This is a genomic window from Psychrobacter raelei, assembly GCF_022631235.3.
GTDB classification, from domain to species: domain Bacteria; phylum Pseudomonadota; class Gammaproteobacteria; order Pseudomonadales; family Moraxellaceae; genus Psychrobacter; species Psychrobacter raelei.
The window spans coordinates 596,072-618,994 of the sequence record NZ_CP093310.2 but is presented as its reverse complement, the minus strand read 5'-3'; the positions used below and the strand labels follow the sequence as shown (position 1 = coordinate 618,994).

17 protein-coding genes are annotated in these 22,923 nt (G+C 47.0%); 9 read left to right on the top strand and 8 right to left on the bottom strand.

Features of this window, described 5'->3' with window-relative positions; all coding sequences use genetic code 11:
- The first annotated feature begins 7 nt into the window (after window positions 1-7).
- The 3 genes from efp to MN210_RS02580 all read left to right on the top strand — a co-directional run bounded on the left by efp (window position 8) and on the right by MN210_RS02580 (window position 2,097).
- Entirely contained in the window at window positions 8-583 is a 576-nt protein-coding gene (gene efp / locus MN210_RS02590; RefSeq protein ID WP_011959768.1) for an elongation factor P, read from the top strand.
- A gap of 231 nt (window positions 584-814) precedes the next feature.
- The gene (locus MN210_RS02585; RefSeq protein ID WP_338412491.1) at window positions 815-1,240 is read left to right on the top strand and encodes a secondary thiamine-phosphate synthase enzyme YjbQ; all 426 of its coding nucleotides are present in this window, start codon (window positions 815-817) and stop codon (window positions 1,238-1,240) included.
- 182 nt (window positions 1,241-1,422) lie between these two features.
- Complete coding sequence (locus MN210_RS02580; protein ID WP_110816123.1) at window positions 1,423-2,097, top strand: hypothetical protein; 675 nt, start codon at window positions 1,423-1,425, stop codon at window positions 2,095-2,097.
- Here MN210_RS02580 and MN210_RS02575 read toward each other — a convergent pair.
- From MN210_RS02575 to MN210_RS02560, 4 genes are all read right to left on the bottom strand, one after another.
- Window positions 2,092-2,730: a DUF4112 domain-containing protein gene (locus MN210_RS02575; RefSeq protein ID WP_011959765.1), complete on the bottom strand. Its 639-nt coding sequence runs from the start codon at window positions 2,728-2,730 to the stop codon at window positions 2,092-2,094. The two genes, MN210_RS02580 and MN210_RS02575, sit on opposite strands and share 6 nt — an antisense overlap.
- Before the next feature lie 24 nt (window positions 2,731-2,754).
- Window positions 2,755-3,702 (bottom strand): 4-hydroxybenzoate octaprenyltransferase, encoded by a 948-nt coding sequence (gene ubiA / locus MN210_RS02570; RefSeq protein WP_110816121.1) that lies wholly within the window; start codon window positions 3,700-3,702, stop codon window positions 2,755-2,757.
- A gap of 109 nt (window positions 3,703-3,811) precedes the next feature.
- Window positions 3,812-4,507 (bottom strand): HAD-IA family hydrolase, encoded by a 696-nt coding sequence (locus MN210_RS02565; RefSeq protein WP_011959763.1) that lies wholly within the window; start codon window positions 4,505-4,507, stop codon window positions 3,812-3,814.
- Between the two features lie 27 nt (window positions 4,508-4,534).
- A complete protein-coding gene (locus tag MN210_RS02560; RefSeq protein WP_011959762.1) occupies window positions 4,535-5,629 on the bottom strand; it encodes an RluA family pseudouridine synthase in 1,095 nt (364 codons plus the stop codon).
- A 1,284-nt stretch (window positions 5,630-6,913) separates the two neighbouring features.
- On the opposite strand from MN210_RS02560, the gene MN210_RS02555 reads away from it, so the two are divergent.
- Window positions 6,914-11,020 carry an Rne/Rng family ribonuclease gene (locus tag MN210_RS02555; RefSeq protein ID WP_338412490.1) on the top strand — a complete coding sequence of 1,369 codons (4,107 nt, stop codon included), beginning with the start codon at window positions 6,914-6,916 and terminating at the stop codon, window positions 11,018-11,020.
- A gap of 136 nt (window positions 11,021-11,156) precedes the next feature.
- Here MN210_RS02555 and MN210_RS02550 read toward each other — a convergent pair whose 3' ends face one another.
- Window positions 11,157-12,074 carry a DUF808 domain-containing protein gene (locus tag MN210_RS02550; RefSeq protein ID WP_011959760.1) on the bottom strand — a complete coding sequence of 306 codons (918 nt, stop codon included), beginning with the start codon at window positions 12,072-12,074 and terminating at the stop codon, window positions 11,157-11,159.
- Window positions 12,075-12,463: 389 nt separating this feature from the next.
- On the opposite strand from MN210_RS02550, the gene MN210_RS02545 reads away from it, so the two are divergent.
- Both MN210_RS02545 and MN210_RS02540 read left to right on the top strand, forming a co-directional pair.
- Complete coding sequence (locus MN210_RS02545) at window positions 12,464-14,179, top strand: vWA domain-containing protein (RefSeq protein ID WP_338412489.1); 1,716 nt, start codon at window positions 12,464-12,466, stop codon at window positions 14,177-14,179.
- Between the two features lie 108 nt (window positions 14,180-14,287).
- The gene (locus MN210_RS02540) at window positions 14,288-14,947 is read left to right on the top strand and encodes a hypothetical protein (protein ID WP_241879094.1); all 660 of its coding nucleotides are present in this window, start codon (window positions 14,288-14,290) and stop codon (window positions 14,945-14,947) included.
- Between the two features lie 171 nt (window positions 14,948-15,118).
- Here MN210_RS02540 and MN210_RS02535 read toward each other — a convergent pair whose 3' ends face one another.
- From MN210_RS02535 to ligA, 3 genes are all read right to left on the bottom strand, one after another.
- Window positions 15,119-15,457 (bottom strand): RidA family protein, encoded by a 339-nt coding sequence (locus MN210_RS02535; protein ID WP_011959757.1) that lies wholly within the window; start codon window positions 15,455-15,457, stop codon window positions 15,119-15,121.
- A 170-nt stretch (window positions 15,458-15,627) separates the two neighbouring features.
- Window positions 15,628-16,893: an NAD(P)/FAD-dependent oxidoreductase gene (locus MN210_RS02530; protein ID WP_241879093.1), complete on the bottom strand. Its 1,266-nt coding sequence runs from the start codon at window positions 16,891-16,893 to the stop codon at window positions 15,628-15,630.
- Window positions 16,894-17,101: 208 nt separating this feature from the next.
- On the bottom strand, window positions 17,102-19,162 hold the full coding sequence (ligA, locus tag MN210_RS02525; RefSeq protein ID WP_110816114.1) for an NAD-dependent DNA ligase LigA: 2,061 nt from the start codon (window positions 19,160-19,162) through the stop codon (window positions 17,102-17,104).
- A gap of 327 nt (window positions 19,163-19,489) precedes the next feature.
- Between ligA and MN210_RS02520 the strand changes: the two genes are divergently transcribed.
- From MN210_RS02520 to MN210_RS02510, 3 genes are all read left to right on the top strand, one after another.
- Window positions 19,490-20,734, top strand: a complete 1,245-nt coding sequence (locus tag MN210_RS02520) for an acyl-CoA dehydrogenase family protein (RefSeq protein ID WP_110816113.1) — start codon at window positions 19,490-19,492, stop codon at window positions 20,732-20,734.
- 150 nt (window positions 20,735-20,884) lie between these two features.
- Window positions 20,885-22,096: a phosphotransferase family protein gene (locus tag MN210_RS02515; protein WP_241879092.1), complete on the top strand. Its 1,212-nt coding sequence runs from the start codon at window positions 20,885-20,887 to the stop codon at window positions 22,094-22,096.
- Window positions 22,097-22,156: 60 nt separating this feature from the next.
- On the top strand, window positions 22,157-22,891 hold the full coding sequence (locus tag MN210_RS02510; protein ID WP_241879091.1) for a histidine phosphatase family protein: 735 nt from the start codon (window positions 22,157-22,159) through the stop codon (window positions 22,889-22,891).
- Window positions 22,892-22,923: the final 32 nt, after the last annotated feature.

Here is a 22,923-nt window from a genome sequence, read left to right as displayed (position 1 = left end):
CAATATTGTGGCAAGTTTTTCAACTAACGAATTTAAAGCCGGTCTTAAAGTTATGTATGATGGCAACCCTTGCGCCATCATTGATAACGAGTTTGTGAAGCCAGGCAAAGGCCAAGCTTTTAACCGTGTCAAACTACGTAATTTGCGTACTGGTAAAGTGTTAGAACAAACCTTCAAATCAGGTGAGAGCCTAGAAGGCGCAGATGTGGTTGATACCGAAATGAACTACCTATATAACGATGGTGAGTTTTGGCATTTTATGCATCCAGAAACCTTCGAGCAATTGCAAGCCGATGCTAATGCAATGGCTGATGCGAAGCAATGGTTAAAAGAAAACGGTAACGATTTATGTACCATCACTTTGTTCAACGGTGTTCCTTTATCAGTCACTGCGCCTAACTTTGTTGAGTTAGAGATTGTAGAAACTGATCCAGGTGTACGCGGTGATACGTCAGGTGGTGGTGGTAAACCTGCCCGCCTTGAAACTGGCGCTGTGGTTCGTGTACCTTTATTCGTACAACAAAATGAAGTCGTTCGTGTGGACACCCGTACTGGTGACTATCAAACTCGCGTTAGCCAGTAACTCATAAGTTAGTCGTAGCAGGGGCGCCTTTATTTGGCGCCTCTGTCAAGTAGCCAGTCTCAATCGTTTTGCATCAGGCGCCGCAGTGGGTATTATACACCCAGTAACCGCCTATCAAAGCTTTTTGAGCCTGGCTATTTTTTTGGGCCTCAAAGATAATCGTTGCACCGCACCTGTTTGGCTGTATAATTTTTGGCACGCGCCTGTTCAAATGACAAAGAGACTTATGTGATGGCATTTTACCAAACAACGATTAAGCTGCCTGCGCACTCTCGTGGCGTACATTTAATCACCGATTATATTCATCAAGCACTAGAGACGCTGTTGCCGCCAAATGCTGACACCGGTCTGGTGCATCTTTTTTTGCAGCACACCTCGGCCAGCTTAGCAATTAACGAAAATGCTGATCCAGATGTGCGGTTAGATACCGAAGACTGGCTCAATCAAATTGCCCCGGCCAATCAGCCTCAATATAGACACACCTTAGAGGGCGAGGATGATTTACCCGCCCATTTTAAAAGCATGCTGCTTGGAGTGAGCCTAACTGTGCCGTTGACCAACGGTAGATTGGGACTGGGTATGTGGCAGGGTATTTATTTGTGTGAGCATCGCAATTATGGGGGCAGCCGCACCGTTGTACTCACAGCAACTGTTTAAGTATTTTTGTATTTATAAAGTAAAGACAGATACTGCTAACAAATTCATACACAGTGTTAATCATGGTATTTGTTTCTGAATACACAGTGTGATTAAATTTAGCTTTAGTTGGCTGATGACTGTTGCCAATACATCCATATCTATGGCTTTTATCCCCAAAATTATTTGTAAGTGAGATGCTCATGTTATCTTCTTCTGTGCTCGCCCCGACCAAAAAGCTGATTATGGCCACCTGTTTATGCAGTGCCCTTGTTGGTCTTTATGGCTGCCAAAAAACGGATGAAACCACCAAAGACACAGACAGTAACGCTGCCCAAAGCAGTACAGCCTCACAGCCTGCTGATACTGTCCCTAGCACAGAGGTTCAGACGATGGACACCCAGAGCCAAACGGTGGAAGATGTCAATGATGGTGCAGATACCGAGATTATTGATGCACAGGCTATGCAGCAGGAGCAAAGCCAGCAGGCATCGGCTATCAATACCGATCCAGCTAATGCAGATAGCAGCGCTGGGGCCACGGCCTCCACCACCAAAAATGCGGCGCCCACCAGTGAGACCCAAGTTACGGATGTAGAGTATAAAGATGGCCAAGGCCGCAGCGTTTATGTGACCTTTCAGACTTCAGCTACCGCTACGTTACAAGCCAATCTTATGATGCCTTCAGGTAAACGGGTACTGCTAACTGCCCCTACTGGCCAAGGCAACAACCCCACTTATCGCTCCATTGATGGCAGTATTGAGCTGGTGACTCATGGTGGCGGCAATAATATTGATCTGATTTATCAAGGTAAGCCTATTAATTTTACAGCTGTGGATAGTGATACCGAAGTGATTAAGCCGCAAAAATCATCATAACACCCAGCCCATAATCCAACTTAGCATAGCCCACAGTGCCAAGCCCAATAAAATTAGGACGATAAGTCCTAAAATATCAGGCACATGCAAATAAAGCCACGCCACCAAAGGATTGCACCAAAATTTTGCCTGCTGCTGCTTTTTTTGTAGCGCCTGATGCATAAAAGGGCGATCAACATGAGTGGTATCAGTAATCCCATATTCTTGCTGCATGTGCTCACGTACGATCTGTAAGGTTTTGCGGCTGGGACGCAAAAATACATCCATCACCGTGCCGGCTACGGGTACCACCCCGACGACCAAATCTATCAATGCCAATCTAACCGCTGGCGTTAATTTTTTTGCAGGGACACCAAGCTTAATCCCCAGCATAAAGGCGTAACCGGTCAATAATAAACCGGCAACATCACCTGCAATAGGCACAGTAGATAAGGCGGCATCTGCACCCACCCCTTGATTGGTAAAGGGGATGCGCACCACAGAATCCATGGTGTTGGCGAATTTGGCCAGTTTGCGCTCCATCTCTACCACTTGCTGCTTAGTCAGGCCCTGTTTTAGCAGATTTTGTTCAAACCGCTGATGCGCTGCTAGTTTAGCGTCAAGGCTTAAATCACTTTTAAAGGGTTTTGCCATGAGTCTCTCTTGGGTGTAAAAAAGTTAAGTGAGGCCATTAAACTGGATGTAAAGGCTGCTCAAAAGCACCACTAAAAACACATATCGTCCCACCCAAACATTGGCTAAAAACGCCTGAAAACAGGCCATAGGCTCACGAGTTGCACAGGCCCTATTTTGCTGAGCAAACAAAATGGCAACCAGTCCCAAGGCATAAACAGGAATTAACCCAAGGCTTGTGGGTGCAAAATAATGATAAAAAACCACACCCATTATTGCCAAAAAGGCCACTTGTAGTAACGAGATGATGACCACATCATAGCGGCCAAATAATATCGCCGTGGACTTCACCCCAATTTTTAAATCATCATCACGATCTGCCATAGCGTACTGAGTATCATAGGCTACCGTCCAGCACATGTAAGCAATAAATAACAGCCAGCACCACACATCCGGCTGCCCTTGTATGGCCACATAAGCCATGGGAATGGCCCAGCCAAATGCGGCCGCTAAGAACACCTGCGGCAAATGGGTGAACCGCTTCATAAAGGGATAAATAAACGCCAATATAAGGGCGCCGATTGACCAGTAAAACACCGCAATGGGCAGCCAAAACAATAAACTGGCACTGATAAGCGACAAGACTAAAAATGCCCCTACCGCCTCGCGTCCGGTCAATCTGCCATCGGCTAAAGGACGCCCTTTGGTGCGTGTTACCGAACCATCCACTTTACGATCGGCAAAATCATTAATCGCGCAGCCTGCAGCGCGCATCAATATCGCACCAAGCGCGAAAATCAATAGTACCGACCAAGCCGGCAGCACACTTGGTGATGCTGTTACACTTGAGGGGGTCTGAGCGATGGCCTGGCCAAAAGCTGCCAATAATACTGCCCAGAGCGTGGGCCACAGCAGCAGCTCAATTCCGACAGGCTTATCAAAGCGGGTTAAGTGAATATAGGCTTGAAGTTTATTTTTAAAATTGGTAGTCATAGCAAGTCAGCAAAGCTAAATCAGTTACACCGAAGCGGTTGGGGGGTTAAATAAATTCAAGAGCGGCGACAATCAGCAGCGCTTTAAAAACCATTAAATTAAATCAAGCTTAGCCTGCCGTTAACAACTCAATGAGCTGTGAGGGAGTGCTTACCTGATACGTCGGGTGTTCAGCGGCTAGCACTTGCGCGCTTGCTGCACCATAATTGACCGCAATCGAGGTCATTCCCAGCGCATTGGCCATTTGGATATCATGAATGCTGTCACCAATAAAGACCGCATCTGCCACGGCGTACCCTGTCTCTTGCAAAATATCAAGCAGCATCTGCGGACTGGGTTTAGAGCCGGACTCATTAGCACAGCGGCTGCTGACAAAATAATGACGGCTATTGGCATAATCCATGACTCTATCTAAGCCAGCACGCTTTTTGCCAGTGGCCACAGCCAGTTTTTTACCCTGTGCCAGCAGTTGCTTGAACATGGCCTCGATGCCTTCAAAAAACTCAGAGTGCGGCTGATTGGGTAAGGTGCTGGCGTGAATATAGTAATCGGCGTAGCTTTGCTGAATGGCTAAGTGCTGCTCAGCGCTCGCTTGCGGATATAAGAGCTCAATACCGCGCATTAAGCTTAACCCAATGATAGACTTAACCGCTTCATCTGTGGTGCTAAAGCCATGCGCCTCTGCTGCGACATGCATGGCTTTTACAATCAGGCCGATTGAATCCATTAAGGTGCCATCCCAATCAAAAATAATCAGCGATTTTTGACTCAAGTCATGCTCAGTGTTAGTGACCACCTCATTCATAGCAATTTAACCCTCTGATAACCCAGCTTAATCTAATTTAAAATCTGCAGGCAATAACGACTGCATATCCTCAGGCAGCGGCGCTTTAATCACCTCATACTCAGGCACATCTAGCTGCCAAGCATGTAGGCATAAGCGTCGAACTCCTGAGGTATCTTTGATGTTGTATTTGTCATCGCCTAAGATAGGGTGACCCAGATACGCCAAATGCACTCGGATTTGATGGGTACGTCCAGTGTGAGGCATGGCCTCTATTAAGCTCACCGGCTCACCGTTCATCTTAAAGCGGGCCAACACCTTGCAGGTTGTCTGACTAAGCTTAGCTTCAGGATTAGCTTTATCTACTTTTACGCGGCGCTCACCATTGGCCACCGTGTAACGTAATAACGGCGCATCAATCTCAAACTCATTAAGTGCCGGCTGCCCTTTTACCAAGCACAGATAGTGCTTTTGAATGGTTTTTTCACGCAAATACTCTTGCAATACTTTAAGCGTTGAGCGCTTTTTGGCAATCATCAGTAAGCCTGACGTATCTTTATCAATGCGGTGCACCAGCTCCAAATATTTTTTGCTAGTGGCATCACGCATGGCTTCAATGACCCCAAAATCTAGGCCGCTGCCACCATGTACCGCCATGCCTGAAGGCTTATTTAGCACAATAAGCCCTTCATCTTCATAGACCACACGCTCAAGTAAGCTTTTAGCGAAGCCTTCGCTGATCACTGGTTTTTCACGAGTCGCCAGTTTCACAGGAGCAATACGCACCACATCGCCACGCTCCAGATTGTCATAAGGCTTACAGCGCTTGTTATTAATACGCACCTCATCTGAGCGAATCATCTTATAAATGTGCGCGCGCGGCATACCTTTAAGTCTGGCTAACAAAAAATTATCAATGCGTTGGCCATGTTGATTACGGGTAACCTCTAGGTGGTTCACCTGTCCAAAATCCTTGATATCTTCATCGGCACTTTGTGGGCGAGCCTTGGTAGAATGGCGTCTAACTTGGGTTGGCTCAGCACCAACGCTGGCCATTAGACCTTCTAAATCTTGCTCTATCTTGCTATTTTGACTGTTCATTTTATCTACATTTTTCTCAGGTTTTCGGTTGGATTTTGACATATTTTGTTAGGTGTTTGGCAAAAGATTTGGTATAGTCTAACACGTTGACTTTGTGTCTCGTGCATTGTTCTGTCTAAAAGCTCATTTTTATGATCACTTTGACACGCTAGCGCGGTTTCACAACAAAAACTGACTCCTTTACCGGCAGTATCCCTGTTTAGGCACTGTGGACAGTTTGTATTAGGGTGGTTATAAGCCCTGTTGTTTTTTGGATATTAAAGTCAGCCCACAACGTTATTTTCATAAACAATGATTTTGGGTGAGTGGTTTTTTTGTAGCTTACAACTACCTATTGCCGACTTGGCACCGCCGCCCCCATTTAAATTTAACATGAACACAATGCTGTAATATTTTTAGAAATTTGAGGTTTTTGGCCACAAGCCCAAACCCTCTGACTTTAAGCGCCAGATGGACATAAAGTAGCCCCTAGCCAATTGCTGCAACCTTACACCTTGCACCGATTTACCCTCTAAGCTACCGCTTATGTTATGTGGTAATAAGCATGGATATAAAAGACCAAACTGTGCTAATTTGGCGGTCAAATAACCGTAAGCAAACGCTCAATAAATCTTGCGATTGTCGATAATTAAAAGCCGTTATTTGCCAAGTACGCCCCGTCAAAATTAGCTCTAAATTGATAACGAGATAAGACTTTAGACTCAAAACCCTTTAACTGATTAAGTTTTTATAATTAAGACCGACCCGATTAACAGGTCCCTAACCCTTGACTGCCATACAGTCCAGCGGTCATACCTAAATAATATAAAGAGAACTTACACCCCTCTTTATCAGTTACTACCCAGTAAAACGGATAGGTTTAATTAGCCACTTGCAACACCAGCAGGAACGTAATAAAGCCAGATTGCTTATAACAAAGCAGCTGGAAACCGGCAGCACCCCCTGACGTTATTCGTCAGATAAGTGATATTAACCTTTACGGCCAGCCAAGTTTTATACAACTTAGCGTATCACCCAAAGCTGCACCCTTAATGACAGCAGAGTGCTTAGATTTTTTCTTCGCTTTTTTTCTGCTTGATTTTCTTGCTAAGCAATTGACAGCCACTTAATCACTTAAAAAACACTTGCTTTAAAGTTTAATTTTCAGCCACTCATTATTGGTCTTTTTGCCCAAAATAAGTCGCTTTATTGTTAGCATAATTAGCGCAGTATAATTATCGGCAACAAGCACTTCACAGGCGATATCATTTTTGCCGCCTTCATGCCAAAGCTTATCTTCTAGATACTATCAGCCATTGTGTGTCATGACCTAACTAGGACACAGCAATGAAACGCATACTGATTAACGCCACCCACAACGAAGAAGTTCGTGTCGCCTTATGTAAAGGCAACCATTTATACGACTTCGATCTTGAAAACCGCACCCGCGAACAGAAAAAAGCCAACATCTATAAAGGCCATGTCACCCGCGTAGAGCCGTCATTAGAAGCCGTATTTGTCGAATATGGCTCAAAGCGTCAGGGCTTCTTGCCAGTGCGCGAAATTGCCAGCGAATATCTGTCAGGCAACCCTCGTGAAGAAAACATCCGCAAGCTTATCAAAGAAGGCGATGAGCTTATCGTGCAAGTCGAAAAAGAAGAGCGTGGTAACAAAGGCGCCGCCCTATCTACTTATGTGTCTTTGGCCGGCCGCTATTTGGTATTAATGCCAAACAACCCGAAAGGCGGCGGTATCTCACGTCAAATCTCAGGCAAGCTGCGTGAAGACATGAAGCGTATGCTGGGTAATTTAGATTTGCCAAAAGGGATGAGCGTTATCGTACGTACTGCTGGTATCGGCAAAACCCAAGAAGATTTGCAACACGATTTAAATCACCTGCTTAATATCTGGAACGCCATTCAAGATCAAAACAAAAAATACGCCTCTCCTCGTCTTGTACATCAAGAAGCGGGGGTGGTGACTCGTGCGGTACGCGATTATCTACGTGATGACATCACTGAGATCTGGATTGATAATGAAGAGGCATTCATTGAGGCTGAGACCTTTATAAAAGCAGTTATGCCGACTCAAATTGATAAGCTACGCAAGTACACTGACTTTGAGCCTATGTTCTCAAGCTTCAACGTTGAGCGCCAAATTGAAACCGCTTATCAGCGTGAAGTACGTTTGCCCTCTGGTGGCTCAATTGTTATTGACCAAACCGAAGCCTTGGTCTCTATCGATATCAACTCAGCCAAATCGACCAAAGGTGCGGACGTCGCTGAGACAGCCTATCACACCAACTTAGAGGCAGCCGATGAGATTGCCCGTCAGCTGCGTCTGCGTGATATGGGCGGCCTAATTGTTATCGACTTCATTGATATGAACGACAGCAAACATCAAAAAGAAGTGGAAAAACGTCTGGTTGAAGCCACCAAATACGACCGTGCTCGTGTTCAGTTTGGGGAGATTTCACGCTTTGGTCTGATGGAAATGAGCCGTCAGCGCCTACGTCCTTCTTTAGAAGAGTCCACCGGCTATATCTGCCCTCGCTGTCATGGCAACGGTATGATTCGTGATTTACGTTCGTTATCACTGTCTATCATGCGTCAAATTGAACAAACAGCCTTAAAAGAGCGTCATGGTGAGGTGCAAGCTGAAGTACCTACGGATATAGCAGCATTTTTATTAAATGAAAAGCGTGAAAGCTTGGTGTACCTTGAGCAAGACAGCGGCACCCGCATTACTATCTTGCCACATGCCCACCTTGAGTCGCCAAACTTCAATATCCACTTTAACCACCATGGCTTCGCACCCGCAAGCTATGAGCGTGTGACCGATACTCAGCAGCAAGAAACCAGTGGCCTAGGCTATGAAGTGGACTGGCAAACTGCGGAATCTGAGCGTCCAGAGCAGCAGCCTGTGCGTCAGCCGCGCAAAACGGCACCTCAAGCCAGCGCCGATACCAGCAAGCCTGCCGAGGCCGCTAAAGCCGCTGCTCCTGTGGCCAACACCGCTGCCAAACCACAGCAGCCTGCCGAGGCCCAAGTAGAACAGGCCAAACCTGCTGCCGTGGCTTGGCTATCAAACCTATTTGCCCCAACACCGCAAGCCCAGATGTCAGCCACAGTAAGCAGTGCTGATGCCGCTCAAGCGATTGAAGCCATCGTTAATACCGGTGCGCAAAGCCGAGGCGCTTTTGGTCAAGTAAGCGCCGCGCCAGCCGCTGCCCCTGTGGCTTCCGCTACTGTAGCAGCCAAACCTGCCTCTGCCCCTACCGCTAGCGATCAAGCCAATAGCACAGATGACAGTGAAACCGATAATGACAAAGACCGTCGCCGCAGCCGCAACAACCGCAGCCGTAATAAATATGACAAGCGTAGCAAGCCTGACAACCGTCGCCGCAGCCAAGACAAAGAAGACAAGAAGTCGGCTGATACAGCAGACAAGTCAGACAACCGTCAGGTAGCTGAGCAAGAACCTAACAAAGAGCTGCCTAAGCGTGAGCCTAATAGCAAACGTGAATCACGTGGCGCTATAGAGCGCGGTGACACCAAACAGCCTAACAAGGCCAGCTCAGACAACCGCCCTGATCGTAATCAAAAAACAGACGAAAAGTCACGCAGCGCCGATAAAAATGGCAGCCGCTCAAACTCTGAGCGTCCGGTTGACCCTAATGAGGTGAACCTAAGAGTGACTGAAGCACAGAACACTTTGAAAAAATCCGAAGTGGTGCATATCTGTTTAGATGACGCTAAATCAAGCCAAAAATCTGCACAGGCTCAAAGTAAGCCTGAAGTGCAGCAAGCGAGCCCTAACAATCGCGCCGTAACTCGCCAGCAAAGCACCCAAGCCGAGCCTCAAGCTGACAACTCGAAGGCAGCTAAGTCTGAAGCTTCGCGTGATCATAAGCCAAGCGATGACGCATCTGCAGCTCAGCCTAACACGGCAGCTGTCACAGAGGTGGCCGAACCAGCTTCTAATATGAAAGATGGTGCTGCTCAAGGCGATCAAAAGCAAAAAGCCGATACCAAGACTGAGTCAGTCGTGGCACCCTCAGTAAGCAAAGATGCTGAGCCCAAAGCGGACCAGCCGGCTAAGGTGCAAGCCAGCACAGCCCAGTCTGAACCAGCTGAAGCGGTGATTGATACAGAAGCGACTCCAGCCAAAGCTGCCGCTAGTAACGCTGCTCACGCTGCAAGATCCCCAGAGGAGGCAACTGCACAGCCTGTTGTCGCCTCAGAAGATCAGGCCCCTGAGACGGCAAGCTTAAGCTTTGATGCCAAAGAGCTGTTTGCCAACCGCTACGTGGCGGCGCAAAAATATGGTCAAGCCAGCAATGACCCGCGTGTGATCAAAGCCTCTCTTGAAGCTCAAGCTCAGTCTTTTGCAGCGTCTGAAGCCGATGAGCCAGAGCTCTTAGCACCAGTGGCTACGATTACAGGCTCTGTGGGTCAATTTATCCACACTCACCTAGCCCAGCCACGTATGCGCTTGGCTAAAGATGGGGTAATTGCATGCTTCTTAGCGGCATTAAATGCGCACAAGCAGACGTCAGGCAGTACAACCAAGCCTGCTGCGAAGCGTAAAGCCGCTGCTAATAACAGCACGCAGCACGCCAAGGCCTTTAGCTTCGTAAATTATGGCTATCAGTCTTTATCACCCAGTTATCTAGAGCGCTTTGCCCAGATGACCTCAGCGGTAGCGACCCATACCATTGAGCAAGGTAAGACTGAAGTTGAGCCAAGCCCAATTGGTGCGCGCGCCTCAAATGACCCACGTGGCCAGCATCCGGACTATACTGCCCCCGATGCTGCCTCTGACGCAGTGACACAGCCTTTAGACAATGGCTTAACTGCGGGCGATGTTAGCGATACTGTGGAGGCGACACCGGCTCAAGCGGAGGCAGCGCCACAAGAAGTTAAGGATTTAGCTCAGCTACTTACGCTAAATGTCGGCCACTTTATCCGTGAAATGCTCGGTCAAGAGGGCGTGGACAGCATTGCAGCGGGACACACTGAAGCAGCTTTCTTAAAAGCCTTGCGTCAGCCGCTGCCAGTAGCCCAATCGGCCCAAAGCGCTAATGATACACTCTTAGAGGATACCGACTCAAGCGCTAAGGCAACAGTGCAGCAAGTAGCGGATGAGGCTCATGTTACTGAAACCATAGAGCAGCCGGCCACAGCGTTAGTGAATGAGCCACAAGCCGATGCCATCAGTGATGACAGCACCGAGATGCTACAAGCAGCGCACCATGCTGCTAATACGTCCAATAAAACCAGTATTGAGACTTATAAGAGCATGATTGAAAACATCTCAGAGCAGCTGCTGCCGCAAACAGGACTGTTAAATCTAACCTCGCCAAAAGTGCCCAAAGCACGCTCGCGCAAGGTAAAAGAGGATGCCAAAAAGACCACAGCCACCCCTAAAGGCTCCACCGATAGTGACAGCTAACCGCTTACCTCTATCGATTGGCTGACCTCAAGGGTCATCTTTGATCATCCTAATAACAAAAAGGCCACTTAATAAATTAAGTGGCCTTTTTGTTGAGTCTTGTTTTTGGTTTAGAGCTGGCGTCTTGATGATAATCTTAGTGGGCGTCACCGCGCATTTTTGAGATGGCAGTTAATATAAATAACAGCACCACCCCAATGACAAAACCTATGGCACCATTTAATAGATTGGTAGATAACCCTTCAAATACACCAGATAAGTGTGCAATGTCCTCTACCGCATGGTGTAGATAACCGATACCATGTACGATGATGCCACCACCGACTAAGAACATGGCAATAGTGCCTACGATGGTCAAAAACTTCATAAGCTTGGGAGCCGCTGACAATAAGAATTCACCGATTTTTTGGGTTATCTTACTTGCACCTGGTCTTTGCATCATGTGCAGCCCCAAGTCATCAATCTTAACAATACCTGCCACTAGGCCATAAATACCAATGGTAACCCCAATGGCTAGAACAGACAGCACAATCGCTTTGTCTAATAAATTGGCGGCGCTTAACGTCCCTAAGCCAATCACCACAATTTCAGCCGATAAGATAAAATCAGTTCGAATGGCACCTTTTACTTTCTGCTTCTCGAGCGCAACCAAGTCCACAGTGTCATCTGCATTGGCATGGATGCGCGCCTGCTGCTCTTCATCATGGGGCAACAGCTTTGGCCAAAATTTATGAATAACCTTTTCGGCACCCTCGTAACATAAGAACAAGCCACCCACCATAAGTAAAGGCGTGATAAGCCACGGCACAAAATAGCTGATAAGAAGCGCAGCAGGTACCAAGATAAACTTATTTATCATGGAGCCTTTTGCTACTGCCCAGACCACAGGGAGCTCACGGCTAGGCTTGACCCCGCTTACCTGCTCAGCATTTAGCGCAAGATCATCCCCCAGCACGCCCACGGTCTTTTTGGCCGCCACTTTGGTCATTACCGAGACATCATCCATAATCACGCTAATATCATCGAGCAGCATTAGTAAGCTACCACCTGCCATAAAATCTCCTTAGTTATTACCTATGTTATGATGTATTTAAATCCTTATTGCCTCTACTTACTCAGCCATAAAGCTCATAAAAGCCCCTAACGCGCCTTACAAGCTTTTATCATAAATAACTAAGACACTGATTTAAATACAATATAAAAATTCGTATTGGGTTTATTTCAACATATATTTACTGTTAATGCTTAGTTTATCTCGTAATCTAATGAAAACCATATTGCGATTGTAAGCAGTGCAGGTTAATTTAAGCACTAAGCCGACAATTATTAACATTTTATTCATATCATAGGCTCCAATTATTTATATCATGAGCCACGAACAGGATGAAGAAGGCGCTAAACCCTAATGGCTTTAATGTATTTCGCCTCTAACAAGGACAGTTTATGAACATCTCAACAACTCATATAACCCGCACCGCCAACCCTAATGCTACATCCAAAGTTTGGCCACTCCTAAGTGTACTGTCTTTGTCAGTCATCACAGCCTGTGCTCCACAATCAAAAATCACGCCTGCGTCCGATAAAGCCAGCACCACAACTTTGGAGACAGCAGAGCAAAGCATTCAAGCGGATGCTGCTGCCCCAGTGGTGGTCATGGCCACCCCAGCCATGGCTGAGTCCCGCCAATTGAGCAAAATGACAGCGAATGCAAGCATCATGCCGCCCCCCTCACAAGGTTATATGGCACCAAAGCAACAAGAAAATTATGCTGAAATTGAGCCTAATGCGGTCAATGCCACCTCAGAGCAAGCCTTTGCAACGTTAAGCATCGATACCGACACCGGCAGCTATGCCAATGTACGCCGCTTTTTGAATCAAGGCCAACTGCCCCCTAAAGATGCGGTGCGGGTAGAGGAGCTGATTAATTACTTTAACTACGATTTTACAGCAGCCAAAAAACAGGCCAATGCGCCATTTTTAGTCAGTACAGAAGTGGTCAATTCTCCTTGGCACCCAACCAATCAAATTGTCAAAGTAGGCATTAAAGCCGAAGACCTATTAACCGCTAAACAAAAACAGCCGCCGGCCAACTTGGTATTTTTGGTCGATGTATCAGGCTCAATGGACACTGAAGATAAGCTGCAACTGGCGAAGTCTAGCTTAAAAATGCTCACCAAACAGCTACGTGCCCAAGACAGCATCACCTTAATCACCTACGCCGGTAACACAAAGGTTGTGCTGCCCTCTACCCCAGGCAATCAGACCCAAAAAATCCTAAATGCCATTGACAACCTAACCGCCAGCGGCTCAACCAATGGTGAGGCGGCTATTAAGCTTGCTTATCAACAAGCTACTGAGCACTTTAAAAAAGACGGTATTAACCGCATTTTGATGCTCACTGATGGCGACTTTAATGTGGGGGTATCGAGTGTCAAAGACATGTTGCAAATTATCCGCAGTAATCGGGATAAGGGCATCTCATTATCGACCTTAGGCTTTGGTCAAGGCAATTATAACGATCACATGATGGAGCAAGTGGCGGATAACGGCAATGGCAACTACAGCTATATCGACAGCTTGTCTGAGGCAAAAAAAGTACTTATCGATGAGATGTCTGCTACCTTTAATACCGTGGCCAAAGACGTTAAAATTCAACTTGAATTTAATCCTGCTGCTGTCTCTGAATGGCGCTTGATTGGCTATGAAAACCGAGTATTAGCCAAAGAGGATTTTAATAATGACAATGTCGATGCAGGTGAATTGGGCGCAGGAAAATCTGTGGTGGCGCTATTTGAGGTGACTCCTGTGGGGCAAAAAGGTTTACTAGAACCAAGCCGTTACCAAAACAGCACAGCAGTCAGTGGCAATAACCGTGAACTTGGGTTTTTAAAAATTCGCTACAAGGCACCTCAAGCTGAAAAGTCGCAGCTCTTGTCCTTCCCTATTGCCAATAGAGTAACTGCCGCGTCAGCCGATACCAATTTTGCCTTAGCAGTGGCAGGCTATGGTCAGCTGCTCACTGGCAGTAAATATGTGAATGATTTAAGCTATAGTCAACTACAAAGACTGGCCAAAAGCGGCGCTCAAAGCCCGATCGACAGCAGTGGCAGCCGTACTGAATTTATTAAACTGGTCAGTTTGGCTGAGGCGCTAAACTAATTCCCCATAACACACACTGGCAGGTGCCAGCCTTTGTCTGTGGTTATTGGATCCACCTTATAACCTACAGATAGCTGCATCGCCTGCCCTCTTATTGAGATGTAATTTATGACCCGCTCTTTTAATACCTTACTGCCTTACAGCAGCGCTATATCCCGCTTCAAGCCTGCCCTGCTCTCTATGCTTATCGGTTGCAGCATGGTGGTTGCCGGCTGTAATCAAGCACCCAAGACTAAAGCCGATGCCTCTACGGATAACACTGAATCAAAGACTGAATTAAAAACAGACACCAATACTGATAATAATGAGCAAACCGCGCAGCAGCCACAAAACGACCCTGACGCTCAGCCTATGATGTCCACTCAAGACAAGCCTCTAGAGATTAACTGGCGTGCGCTAGATTCCGGTGAGAAAGCGGTCGACCCCAAAAGCTTTAAGTATCCCTTTGCTTTAGACAGCGATGCGGTTCAGGCTCAAGCCAAATTTTCTGGCATATCTCCTGAACAGGCGCAGCATAGTCTAACTGTGGGCATGGCCAGCAATGAGCCATTAGAAAAACTGCTGGATCAGTTGGCTGACAGCTACGTTTCACACAGCTACTCAGAAAAAGATGCCAAGCTAATTGTGTATACCACCCCCAATGTTACCCCCAGCGAGTACGACTATGTGATTAAGCATCAGTTCGCTCGCGGGCTGATTTTGCCTATTGAGATTATGCCAAGCCCAGAGGGCAAGGCAGATGCTGCCAGTAACACAGCAGCGCATTAAGTCTTGGGCATTAAGTCTTGGGCTGTGCTCAGAGCTTATACGGTATAAAAGGGGCTTCTTATCAAGGTCACTGTGAGCAAACCCCCTCTAAGTCATTGCCCATAATCGCCCATAAAAAAAGACAGCCAATTGGCTGTCTTTTTTTATGGCTATTTGATACCTTCAGTACCTTTAAACGGCAGCAGTGACAATCATCTCGACCAATAGCTCAGGACGGGCTAAAGCCGCTTGGCCACAAGCACGAGCTGGTGGCAACACATCGCTAAACCACTCATCCCATACCGCATTCATCGCCGCAAAGTCAGCCATGTCTTTTAGCCAAACTGTGGTAGATAAGATTTTTGATTTGTCGCTACCCACTTCTTCTAGTAGTGCTTTAATCTTCTCTAAACAGGTTAAGGTTTGTGCAGAGATATCATCCTCAGCGTTACCTACTTGTCCACATAAGTAGATGGTCTCGTTATGAATAACAATTTTGCTCATGCGCTGGTTGCTGTGTAATTTTTGCATAAATAAAGGGTCACCTAGGGTTAATTAATCTATAAAACTTGAACAACATCACTAAAAAAGGGCAATAAGCTGACAAAGAGAGGCTCCCTCTGCCAGCTTATTTATCATGCCTATCAGCTAAAGATCACACCTTAACTAAAATAGATAACATAATACCAGTAAAGTGATGATTAGTTACCAAAACGCTGTGCGCTAAAAGGTGTGGCATCCACGTACAATGGCTTATCGTTGATCATCTCTTGTACCAAACGGCCAGTAGCTGGGCCAAGTGTAAAGCCTTGATGCGCGTGACCAAAGGCAAACCATAGATTAGGATGACGAGCCGCAGGACCAATGACTGGCTTCATATCCGACATACAAGGACGTGAGCCGCACCAAGCTTCTGACTCTACTGCTTCTTCTAACGGCAGGACGTTTTTGGCAATTTTTAATACCGCTTCAAGCTGACCGAAGTTCTTAGGTGCATTGAGCGTGGTCATCTCCGCACCCGTTGTGATGCGAATACCTTGATCCATAGGCCCCATTAAATAGCCTTTTTCGGCATCAAATAAGCTGTGGCCAATACGGTTGGCTTCATCTACCTTAAAGTGCTGATGGTAGCCGCGCATTGGGAACAATGGGAAATCGTAGCCCAAAGGACGTGTCAACTCAGTCGACCAAGGGCCGGCTGCAATCACCACATGGTTACTGGTATACGTGGTCATCTCACCTGAGTTATTTTCAACGGTTACTTGCCAGATACCCTCGTCATTTTGCTCGATGGTCTTCACATTGGCTTGCTTAATCTCACCTTGCATGGCCTCAAAGCTTTTTGCATAAGTTTTTACCAAACGGCTTGGGTTTTTGACCTGCCAAGAGTTTTGCCAGTGGATACCACCAATGAACTCATCAAAGTTAACATTTGGCTCATATGCTTTTAGCTCTTCAGGGGTTAATAGCTTATATTGAACACCTTTGGATGCCGCTCTTTCAGCCAGTTTAATGGCGTAATCGAATTTTTCTTGGGTACGGTAAATTTCAAACCAGCCACCCTTACGCACTAAGTCATCCGCACCTGACGCTTGAATCATCACATCATGCTCACTGGTGCAATGCTCAATTAAAGTGGCCCATTCATCTTCAATCTTGGTCAGTTTGTTGGGCGTTGAGTTGGTCCAATACTGATATAAAGCGCTTTGATAATTAAACAAAGCTGACCAGCGATAACGAATATCCGTTCGAGTATTGGGCAGTACCTTTAAGATTTCACTCATTTGTCTTGGAAAAGCCTTAGGATACACAGCTTCTCGTTGAATAAGACCGGCATTGCCATAAGAGGTCTCTTCACCGGGCGCCTTTTTGTCCAAAACCAGCACTTTAGAATTATTCTTTTGTAGGTGCCAAGCAATTGAAGTGCCTACCATTCCTGAGCCAATCACAATAACATCGTATTGCATAAAACATCCTTTTCCTGGGCCAGTTAAATGAACTGTCAGGTTAACAAGTTGAGAATATTCAATAATAAAAAGCACGTCTGATAATCGTTTATAGAACAGACGTGCACCGCATTATGATACCGCTTTTATGCGCCTAAAGTGCTACTAATTTGATTGAGTTTTTAAATTGATTTCGGCATTTTGTTTTATTAAATGGATGAGTGTGGTGTCATGACGCCCCAATCATCTTTAAGAACTCATCCTCTAACACCACACGCACCCCCAGACTCTGCGCTTTGGTCAACTTAGAGCCTGCCTTTTCACCGGCCAATAATGCCGAGGTTTTGGCCGATACGCTGCCTGAGACCTTTGCACCCAAAGCTTGCAGATGCGCCTTGGCATCATCGCGTGACATACCGCTGGCGACCAAGGTACCTGTTATCACCCACGTTTGGCCCTCAAGGGGCAGATTGTCTAAGGCCTGCTGCTCTACCTTATCCCAATACACGCCAGCTTGCTGCAATGCGTTAATGACTTCGATGTTATGCTCAGCACGGAAGAAATTATAAATAAGCTCAGCGGTGATATGGCCCACGTCAGGTACGGCCTCTAAGGCATCAATGCTGGCACCCATCAATTCAGGCAAATCACCAAAATATTGTGCCAGATTCTGTGCTGTGGTCTCTCCCACACCGCGAATGCCTAGCGCATAGATAAAGCGCGCCAGTGTGGTTTTTTTACTCTCTTCAATGGCGCGCAACATATTGCTAACGGACTTCTCGCCCAATTTTTCTAGAGTAACCAGCTCATCGGCATGCTCATTTAAGTGATAAATATCGGCCACAGTTTTGACGATGCCATGCTCAAAGAAACTGATTAACCAGCGCTCACCGAGCCCATCAATATCCATCGCTTTACGTGATACAAAGTGAATTAGTGCCTCTTGCTGCTGCGCCGGACAAAACAGCTCACCGGTGCAGCGTGCCAAGGCTTCACCCTCTGGCAGTACCACAGGTGAGTCGCACACAGGACAGTGGGTTGGCAGCGTCACCGCCGAGGTACCCTCAGGGCGCAAATCATGCCATACCCGAGTCACTTTAGGTATCACATCGCCCGCTCGGTGGACGCTGACGGTATCACCTGCACGCACATCAAGGCGCTGGATTTCCCCGAAGTTGTGCAAGGTCACGTTACTGACCGTCACACCGCCCACTTGCACTGGCTCAAGCTTGCCCACTGGAGTCAGCTGACCGGTACGCCCCACTTGCCATTCAATACTATTGAGTGTGGTCATCACCGTTTCAGCAGGGAACTTATAGGCGGTGGCCCAGCGCGGTTCACGTGATAACGCGCCCAGTTGACTTTGTAGCGTTAAGTCATCGACCTTAATGACCATCCCATCAATTTCAAAGGCTAAATCTGCCCGTTTTTGTATCATCGACTCATAGTAGTCTTGAACTTGCTGGGCTGTTTTTACCCGTTCAAAGTCACTAACAGTAAAGCCTAACTGCTTAAGCCAGGTCAAAGCCGCCGATTGCAAAGTAATCGCTTCAGGCAAGCCTTGGTTCACCGAATACGCATAAAAAGCCAAAGGACGACTGGCAGCCACGGCTGGGTCTAATTGACGTAGGCTACCTGCTGCTGCGTTACGGGGGTTGGCAAAGGTTTTATCACCATTTTCTTCTGCCAAACGGTTTAAGCGCTTAAAGCCTGCTTTTGGCATCAGTACCTCGCCCCGCACCTCAAGCACATCAATATCTTGCGCCGCTTCTATCACCAGTGGAATGTTATTGATGGTCTTCACGTTTTGGGTAATGTCCTCGCCCATTTGACCATCGCCACGAGTCACGCCGCGCACAAATTGTCCGTTATGATATTTTAATGAAACAGCCAAGCCATCTAATTTCATCTCAATCTCATACTCAGGATTTCGATCAGCATCACTTAGACGGTCATTGACCCGGCGCATAAACTCTTGTAAGTCTTGATAATTAAAAATATTACCCAGCGACAGCATAGCAATGTCATGCTGCACTTGGGAGAATGATGGCAGAGGATTGTCGCCCACGCTAGCCGTCGGACTGTCGGGCTGAGTTAACTCAGGATAACGCTCCTCAAGCTCAATGAGACTTAAGCGCAACTGGTCATATTCATTGTCACTGATGGTTGGCTCATCCATCACATAATAAGCATTGTTGTGTTTACGCACCTGTGCGATCAAGGTACGCATTTTTGCAATGACCTCTTGAGCTTGTGCTGAGGCATGAGTGTCTGCTGTGTTTTGAGTCATAGAGCGGGCCTTATTTTAATTGCATTTTTGCGCTTAATGTTTCATTTGGTTCAAATATTTGAGTGGTCATATGATACCAATTTTGCACCTTTGCTGCCGAGCTAAAAGCCAATAAACACCGCTCAAAGCCAATAAATCTAACCTGCACTTTTCAGGGATATATCGAAAAACATAACGGCAGTCAATCAAATACCCACCGGTCAATAGTGACTCTAAAAAATAGCGCCATTAGTGATAAACTAACCAAGTGGTCAATTATAAAGTATTAAGACTCAAGGCTTTATTTTGTTATCCCCTCCCTATTTTTCACATAAAAAGGATTTTATGATGCCTGACATCAGTGCGCGTGGACAAGACTTTTATAACCGTGTCAAAGAGTTTATCCAAACCCAAATCGAACCTATTGAAGATGAATTCTGGCAGCGTTGTCATAAGCTAAATCCTGGTGGCGACTGGCAAAGCTGGCAGTGGCCTGAGCAGTATCATACTCTGCGCAAACAGGCGAAAGCGGCCGGGCTTTGGAATATGTTTTTACCCGATGACATCTTAGGCGCTGGCCTGTCTGTGACCGAATACGCCCCCATCGCCGAATTGACCGGCCGTAGCCTCATTGCTCCCAATATCTTTAACTGCAACGCCCCTGATAGCGGAAACATGGAGCTGTTATGGCGCTATGGCAATGAGGCACAAAAGCGGCGCTTTTTAATGCCTCTTTTGGAAGGCGAAACCCGTTCTGTATTTTGTATGACTGAGCCTGCCGTAGCCTCAAGTGATGCCACCAATATGCAAGCCACTGCCATTATTGATGGTGATGATATTGTGCTAAATGGCCGCAAATGGTGGTCATCTGGCCTCGGTGATCCTGATGTGGATTTTGTTATTTTTATGGCTCACACCCCTGATGACAGCAAAGACCGCCATCATCAGCATTCTATGGTACTGGTGCCGCTAGACACTGCGGGGGTTAAGATTGAGCGCATGCTACAAGTGTTTGGTGATTATGATGCACCGCACGGCCATGGTGAGGTAGTATTCGATAATGTACGCGTGCCGGTAAGCAATATTATCGGCGGTCCAGGCATGGGTTTTGAGATTGCCCAAGGTCGCCTTGGCCCTGGCCGTATTCACCACTGTATGCGCTGTATTGGCGCCGCTGAGAAGTCACTGGAGCTGGCCATTCATCGTGGCATGAGCCGTACCAGTTTTGGCAAACCCATTTTGCAACTTGGCGGTAATATGGAGCGCATTGCTGAGGCTCGAGTCAGCATTGACCAAGCTCGCCTGCTTACCCTCTATGCCGCACAAAAGATGGATGAAAAAGGGGTAAAAGCGGCCTTAACTGAAATCTCAGCCATCAAAGTGGTGGCACCAACGGTGCTACAAGAAGTGGTCGATATGGCGATGCAAATCCACGGTGGTATGGGCGTCAGCCAAGACACCATGCTCCCAAGATTCTATGCTCAAGCACGCAGCTTACGCTTGGCCGATGGTCCCGATGAGGTGCACAAGACCATGATTGCCAAACTTGAATTAAAGAAATTGGGCTACGGCCGCCCTAAAGCTAAGCCTTAGCTCGGCTAAACCTTATAGCATAAAAAAAATCGCCTTGTTCTTAATCACCTAATATACAGCCAAGCGGCGTCATCTACCGCTTGGGCTAAGTTTTACCGCTGCGTTATCCCAATTAATTTTTTATCTTTGCCATAGACAAAAGGACTTTTTATGAGCACCACAGATGCCACTCCCACCTCCTCAAACTCCCAGTCAACAGCCTCAACAGAAGCCAAGCCCACTGCCCAAAACTCAGTGATTGATCAGGCGGGCAAAGTACGCGCTTCTGAGACCTTAGATGGTAATGCGGTCAGCAATTGGCTACGCACCCAAGGTATTGAGGTAGCAGGTGAGCCGCAGATTACTCAGTTTTCAGGCGGTGCCTCTAACTGGACCTATCGACTGCAATACGCCAACATGGACTTAATTCTACGCCGTCCACCTGCCGGCACTAAGGCTAAGTCGGCACATGACATGGTGCGTGAGTACAAGGTGCAGCAAGCGTTGCAGGATGACTACCCTTACGTGCCAAAAATGATTGCTTTGTGTACCGATGACTCGGTGATTGGCTGCGATTTTTATGTCATGCAGCGCTTAATCGGTATTATTCCACGCGCCAACCTGCCCAAAGCCATCACCTTACAGCCGGCCCAAGTTCGCACGCTATGTACCAATGTCATCGATGCTTTAATCGAGCTGCATCAAATTGACTACAAACAAAATCCTCAGTTAACGGCGCTGGGCAAAGGTGAAGGCTACTGCGAGCGTCAGGTGATCGGCTGGGACAAGCGGTATAAAAAAGCCAAGACCCCCAATGTGCCAAGCTTCTTTGTAGTGCGTCAATGGCTCAAACGCAATCTGCCAAAAGACAGCCGTATTTGTGTGATTCACAATGATTGGCGCTTTGACAATGTGGTGTTAAATCCTGACAACCCCACTGAAGTGATCGGGGTACTAGACTGGGAAATGGCTACCTTGGGCGATCCGCTCATGGACTTAGGCAGTGCGCTGGCCTACTGGGTACAAAAAGATGACAATAGAATCATGCGTCAGTCTCGCCGTCAGCCCACACATCTAGAGGGTATGATGACTCGAGAAGAGGTGGTGACATACTATCTGAACAAGACTGGCATGGCGGATAGCAACTGGGCTTTTTATGAGGTATTCGGTCTGTTCCGTCTGGCTGGTATCGCTCAGCAAATCTACTATCGTTACTATAATAAGCAGACTGATAACCCCGCTTTTAAAGATTTTTGGCTTATTATCCACGCCATTCATGCGCGCGCTTTAAAGCTTATCGCCAAGCACGAGGCCATTCGGGTAATAGACAGTGGCAAGCTGCCTGCGCCCATTCAATCTTTGGCCAAGCAGTGGTTAAAGTAGCCCTGCCTTATCCTTTAAAGCTTGCTCTACATTTATTTTGATTTTGATATATGGGACTTTATGACTACCTTGCTATTTGCCAGACACGGCCAAGCCTCCTTTGGTCAACGAAATTACGATCAGCTCTCTGAGCTTGGCGCCAAACAAGCGGCGTGCTTAGGAAGCCAGTATGCCAAAGCCCAGCGCAAAATTGATGCGATTGTAACGGGGTCCTTATCACGTCAACAAGACTCGGCAACCCATTTCTTAAGCGCTTATCAAGCCGGTTATCCAGATGCTGCACAGCTTCAACCGACCCTGATCGAAGGCTTTAACGAGTTTAATCATACCGATGTGTTTGTTAAGTACAACCCTGAGTTTAGCACTGAAGTCGGTCTACTGACGGCCATTGCCAGTGCCCCTGTGCCCAAAGTGCGCTTGGCGGAGCTGTTTAATGAAGCCATGCTGCGTTGGCATAGTGGCGACCATGATGAGGAGTATTTAGAAAGTTGGCCACAGTTTAATCAGCGGGTGCAGCAGGCTTTGCAGCACGTGGTTGAGCTTACCCAGCACAAGCAAGCAAACACTGCTTTGATTTTTACCTCAGGTGGGGTGATTGCTGCCATTACTGCCCATTTACTCGGTCAAAGCAGTGCCAACGCTTACAGCATTAATCGCAGCCTGATTAACACAGGCGTTACCTCGGTGGTGGTTAAGTCTACTCCATCTGATACACCGCCAAAGCTTAGGTTATTGTCACTCAACGAGCACAGTCATTTGTATCAACAGGGGCAAGATTTGCTGACGTGGCACTAAGCCCTATTTCTTAGCCGCACAAGATAATGATT

What these genes read in the sequence shown, in the direction of transcription:
- MN210_RS02585 (WP_338412491.1), top strand. Translation starts at nt 815, where the DNA reads ATGGCATTTTACCAAACAACGATTAAGCTGCCTGCGCACTCTCGTGGC.
- MN210_RS02580 (WP_110816123.1), top strand. Translation starts at nt 1,423, where the DNA reads ATGTTATCTTCTTCTGTGCTCGCCCCGACCAAAAAGCTGATTATGGCC.
- MN210_RS02575 (WP_011959765.1), bottom strand. Translation starts at nt 2,730, where the DNA reads ATGGCAAAACCCTTTAAAAGTGATTTAAGCCTTGACGCTAAACTAGCA.
- ubiA (WP_110816121.1), bottom strand. Translation starts at nt 3,702, where the DNA reads ATGACTACCAATTTTAAAAATAAACTTCAAGCCTATATTCACTTAACC.
- MN210_RS02565 (WP_011959763.1), bottom strand. Translation starts at nt 4,507, where the DNA reads ATGAATGAGGTGGTCACTAACACTGAGCATGACTTGAGTCAAAAATCG.
- MN210_RS02560 (WP_011959762.1), bottom strand. Translation starts at nt 5,629, where the DNA reads ATGTCAAAATCCAACCGAAAACCTGAGAAAAATGTAGATAAAATGAAC.
- MN210_RS02555 (WP_338412490.1), top strand. Translation starts at nt 6,914, where the DNA reads ATGAAACGCATACTGATTAACGCCACCCACAACGAAGAAGTTCGTGTC.
- MN210_RS02550 (WP_011959760.1), bottom strand. Translation starts at nt 12,074, where the DNA reads ATGGCAGGTGGTAGCTTACTAATGCTGCTCGATGATATTAGCGTGATT.
- MN210_RS02545 (WP_338412489.1), top strand. Translation starts at nt 12,464, where the DNA reads ATGAACATCTCAACAACTCATATAACCCGCACCGCCAACCCTAATGCT.
- MN210_RS02540 (WP_241879094.1), top strand. Translation starts at nt 14,288, where the DNA reads ATGACCCGCTCTTTTAATACCTTACTGCCTTACAGCAGCGCTATATCC.
- MN210_RS02535 (WP_011959757.1), bottom strand. Translation starts at nt 15,457, where the DNA reads ATGCAAAAATTACACAGCAACCAGCGCATGAGCAAAATTGTTATTCAT.
- MN210_RS02530 (WP_241879093.1), bottom strand. Translation starts at nt 16,893, where the DNA reads ATGCAATACGATGTTATTGTGATTGGCTCAGGAATGGTAGGCACTTCA.
- ligA (WP_110816114.1), bottom strand. Translation starts at nt 19,162, where the DNA reads ATGACTCAAAACACAGCAGACACTCATGCCTCAGCACAAGCTCAAGAG.
- MN210_RS02520 (WP_110816113.1), top strand. Translation starts at nt 19,490, where the DNA reads ATGCCTGACATCAGTGCGCGTGGACAAGACTTTTATAACCGTGTCAAA.
- MN210_RS02515 (WP_241879092.1), top strand. Translation starts at nt 20,885, where the DNA reads ATGAGCACCACAGATGCCACTCCCACCTCCTCAAACTCCCAGTCAACA.
- MN210_RS02510 (WP_241879091.1), top strand. Translation starts at nt 22,157, where the DNA reads ATGACTACCTTGCTATTTGCCAGACACGGCCAAGCCTCCTTTGGTCAA.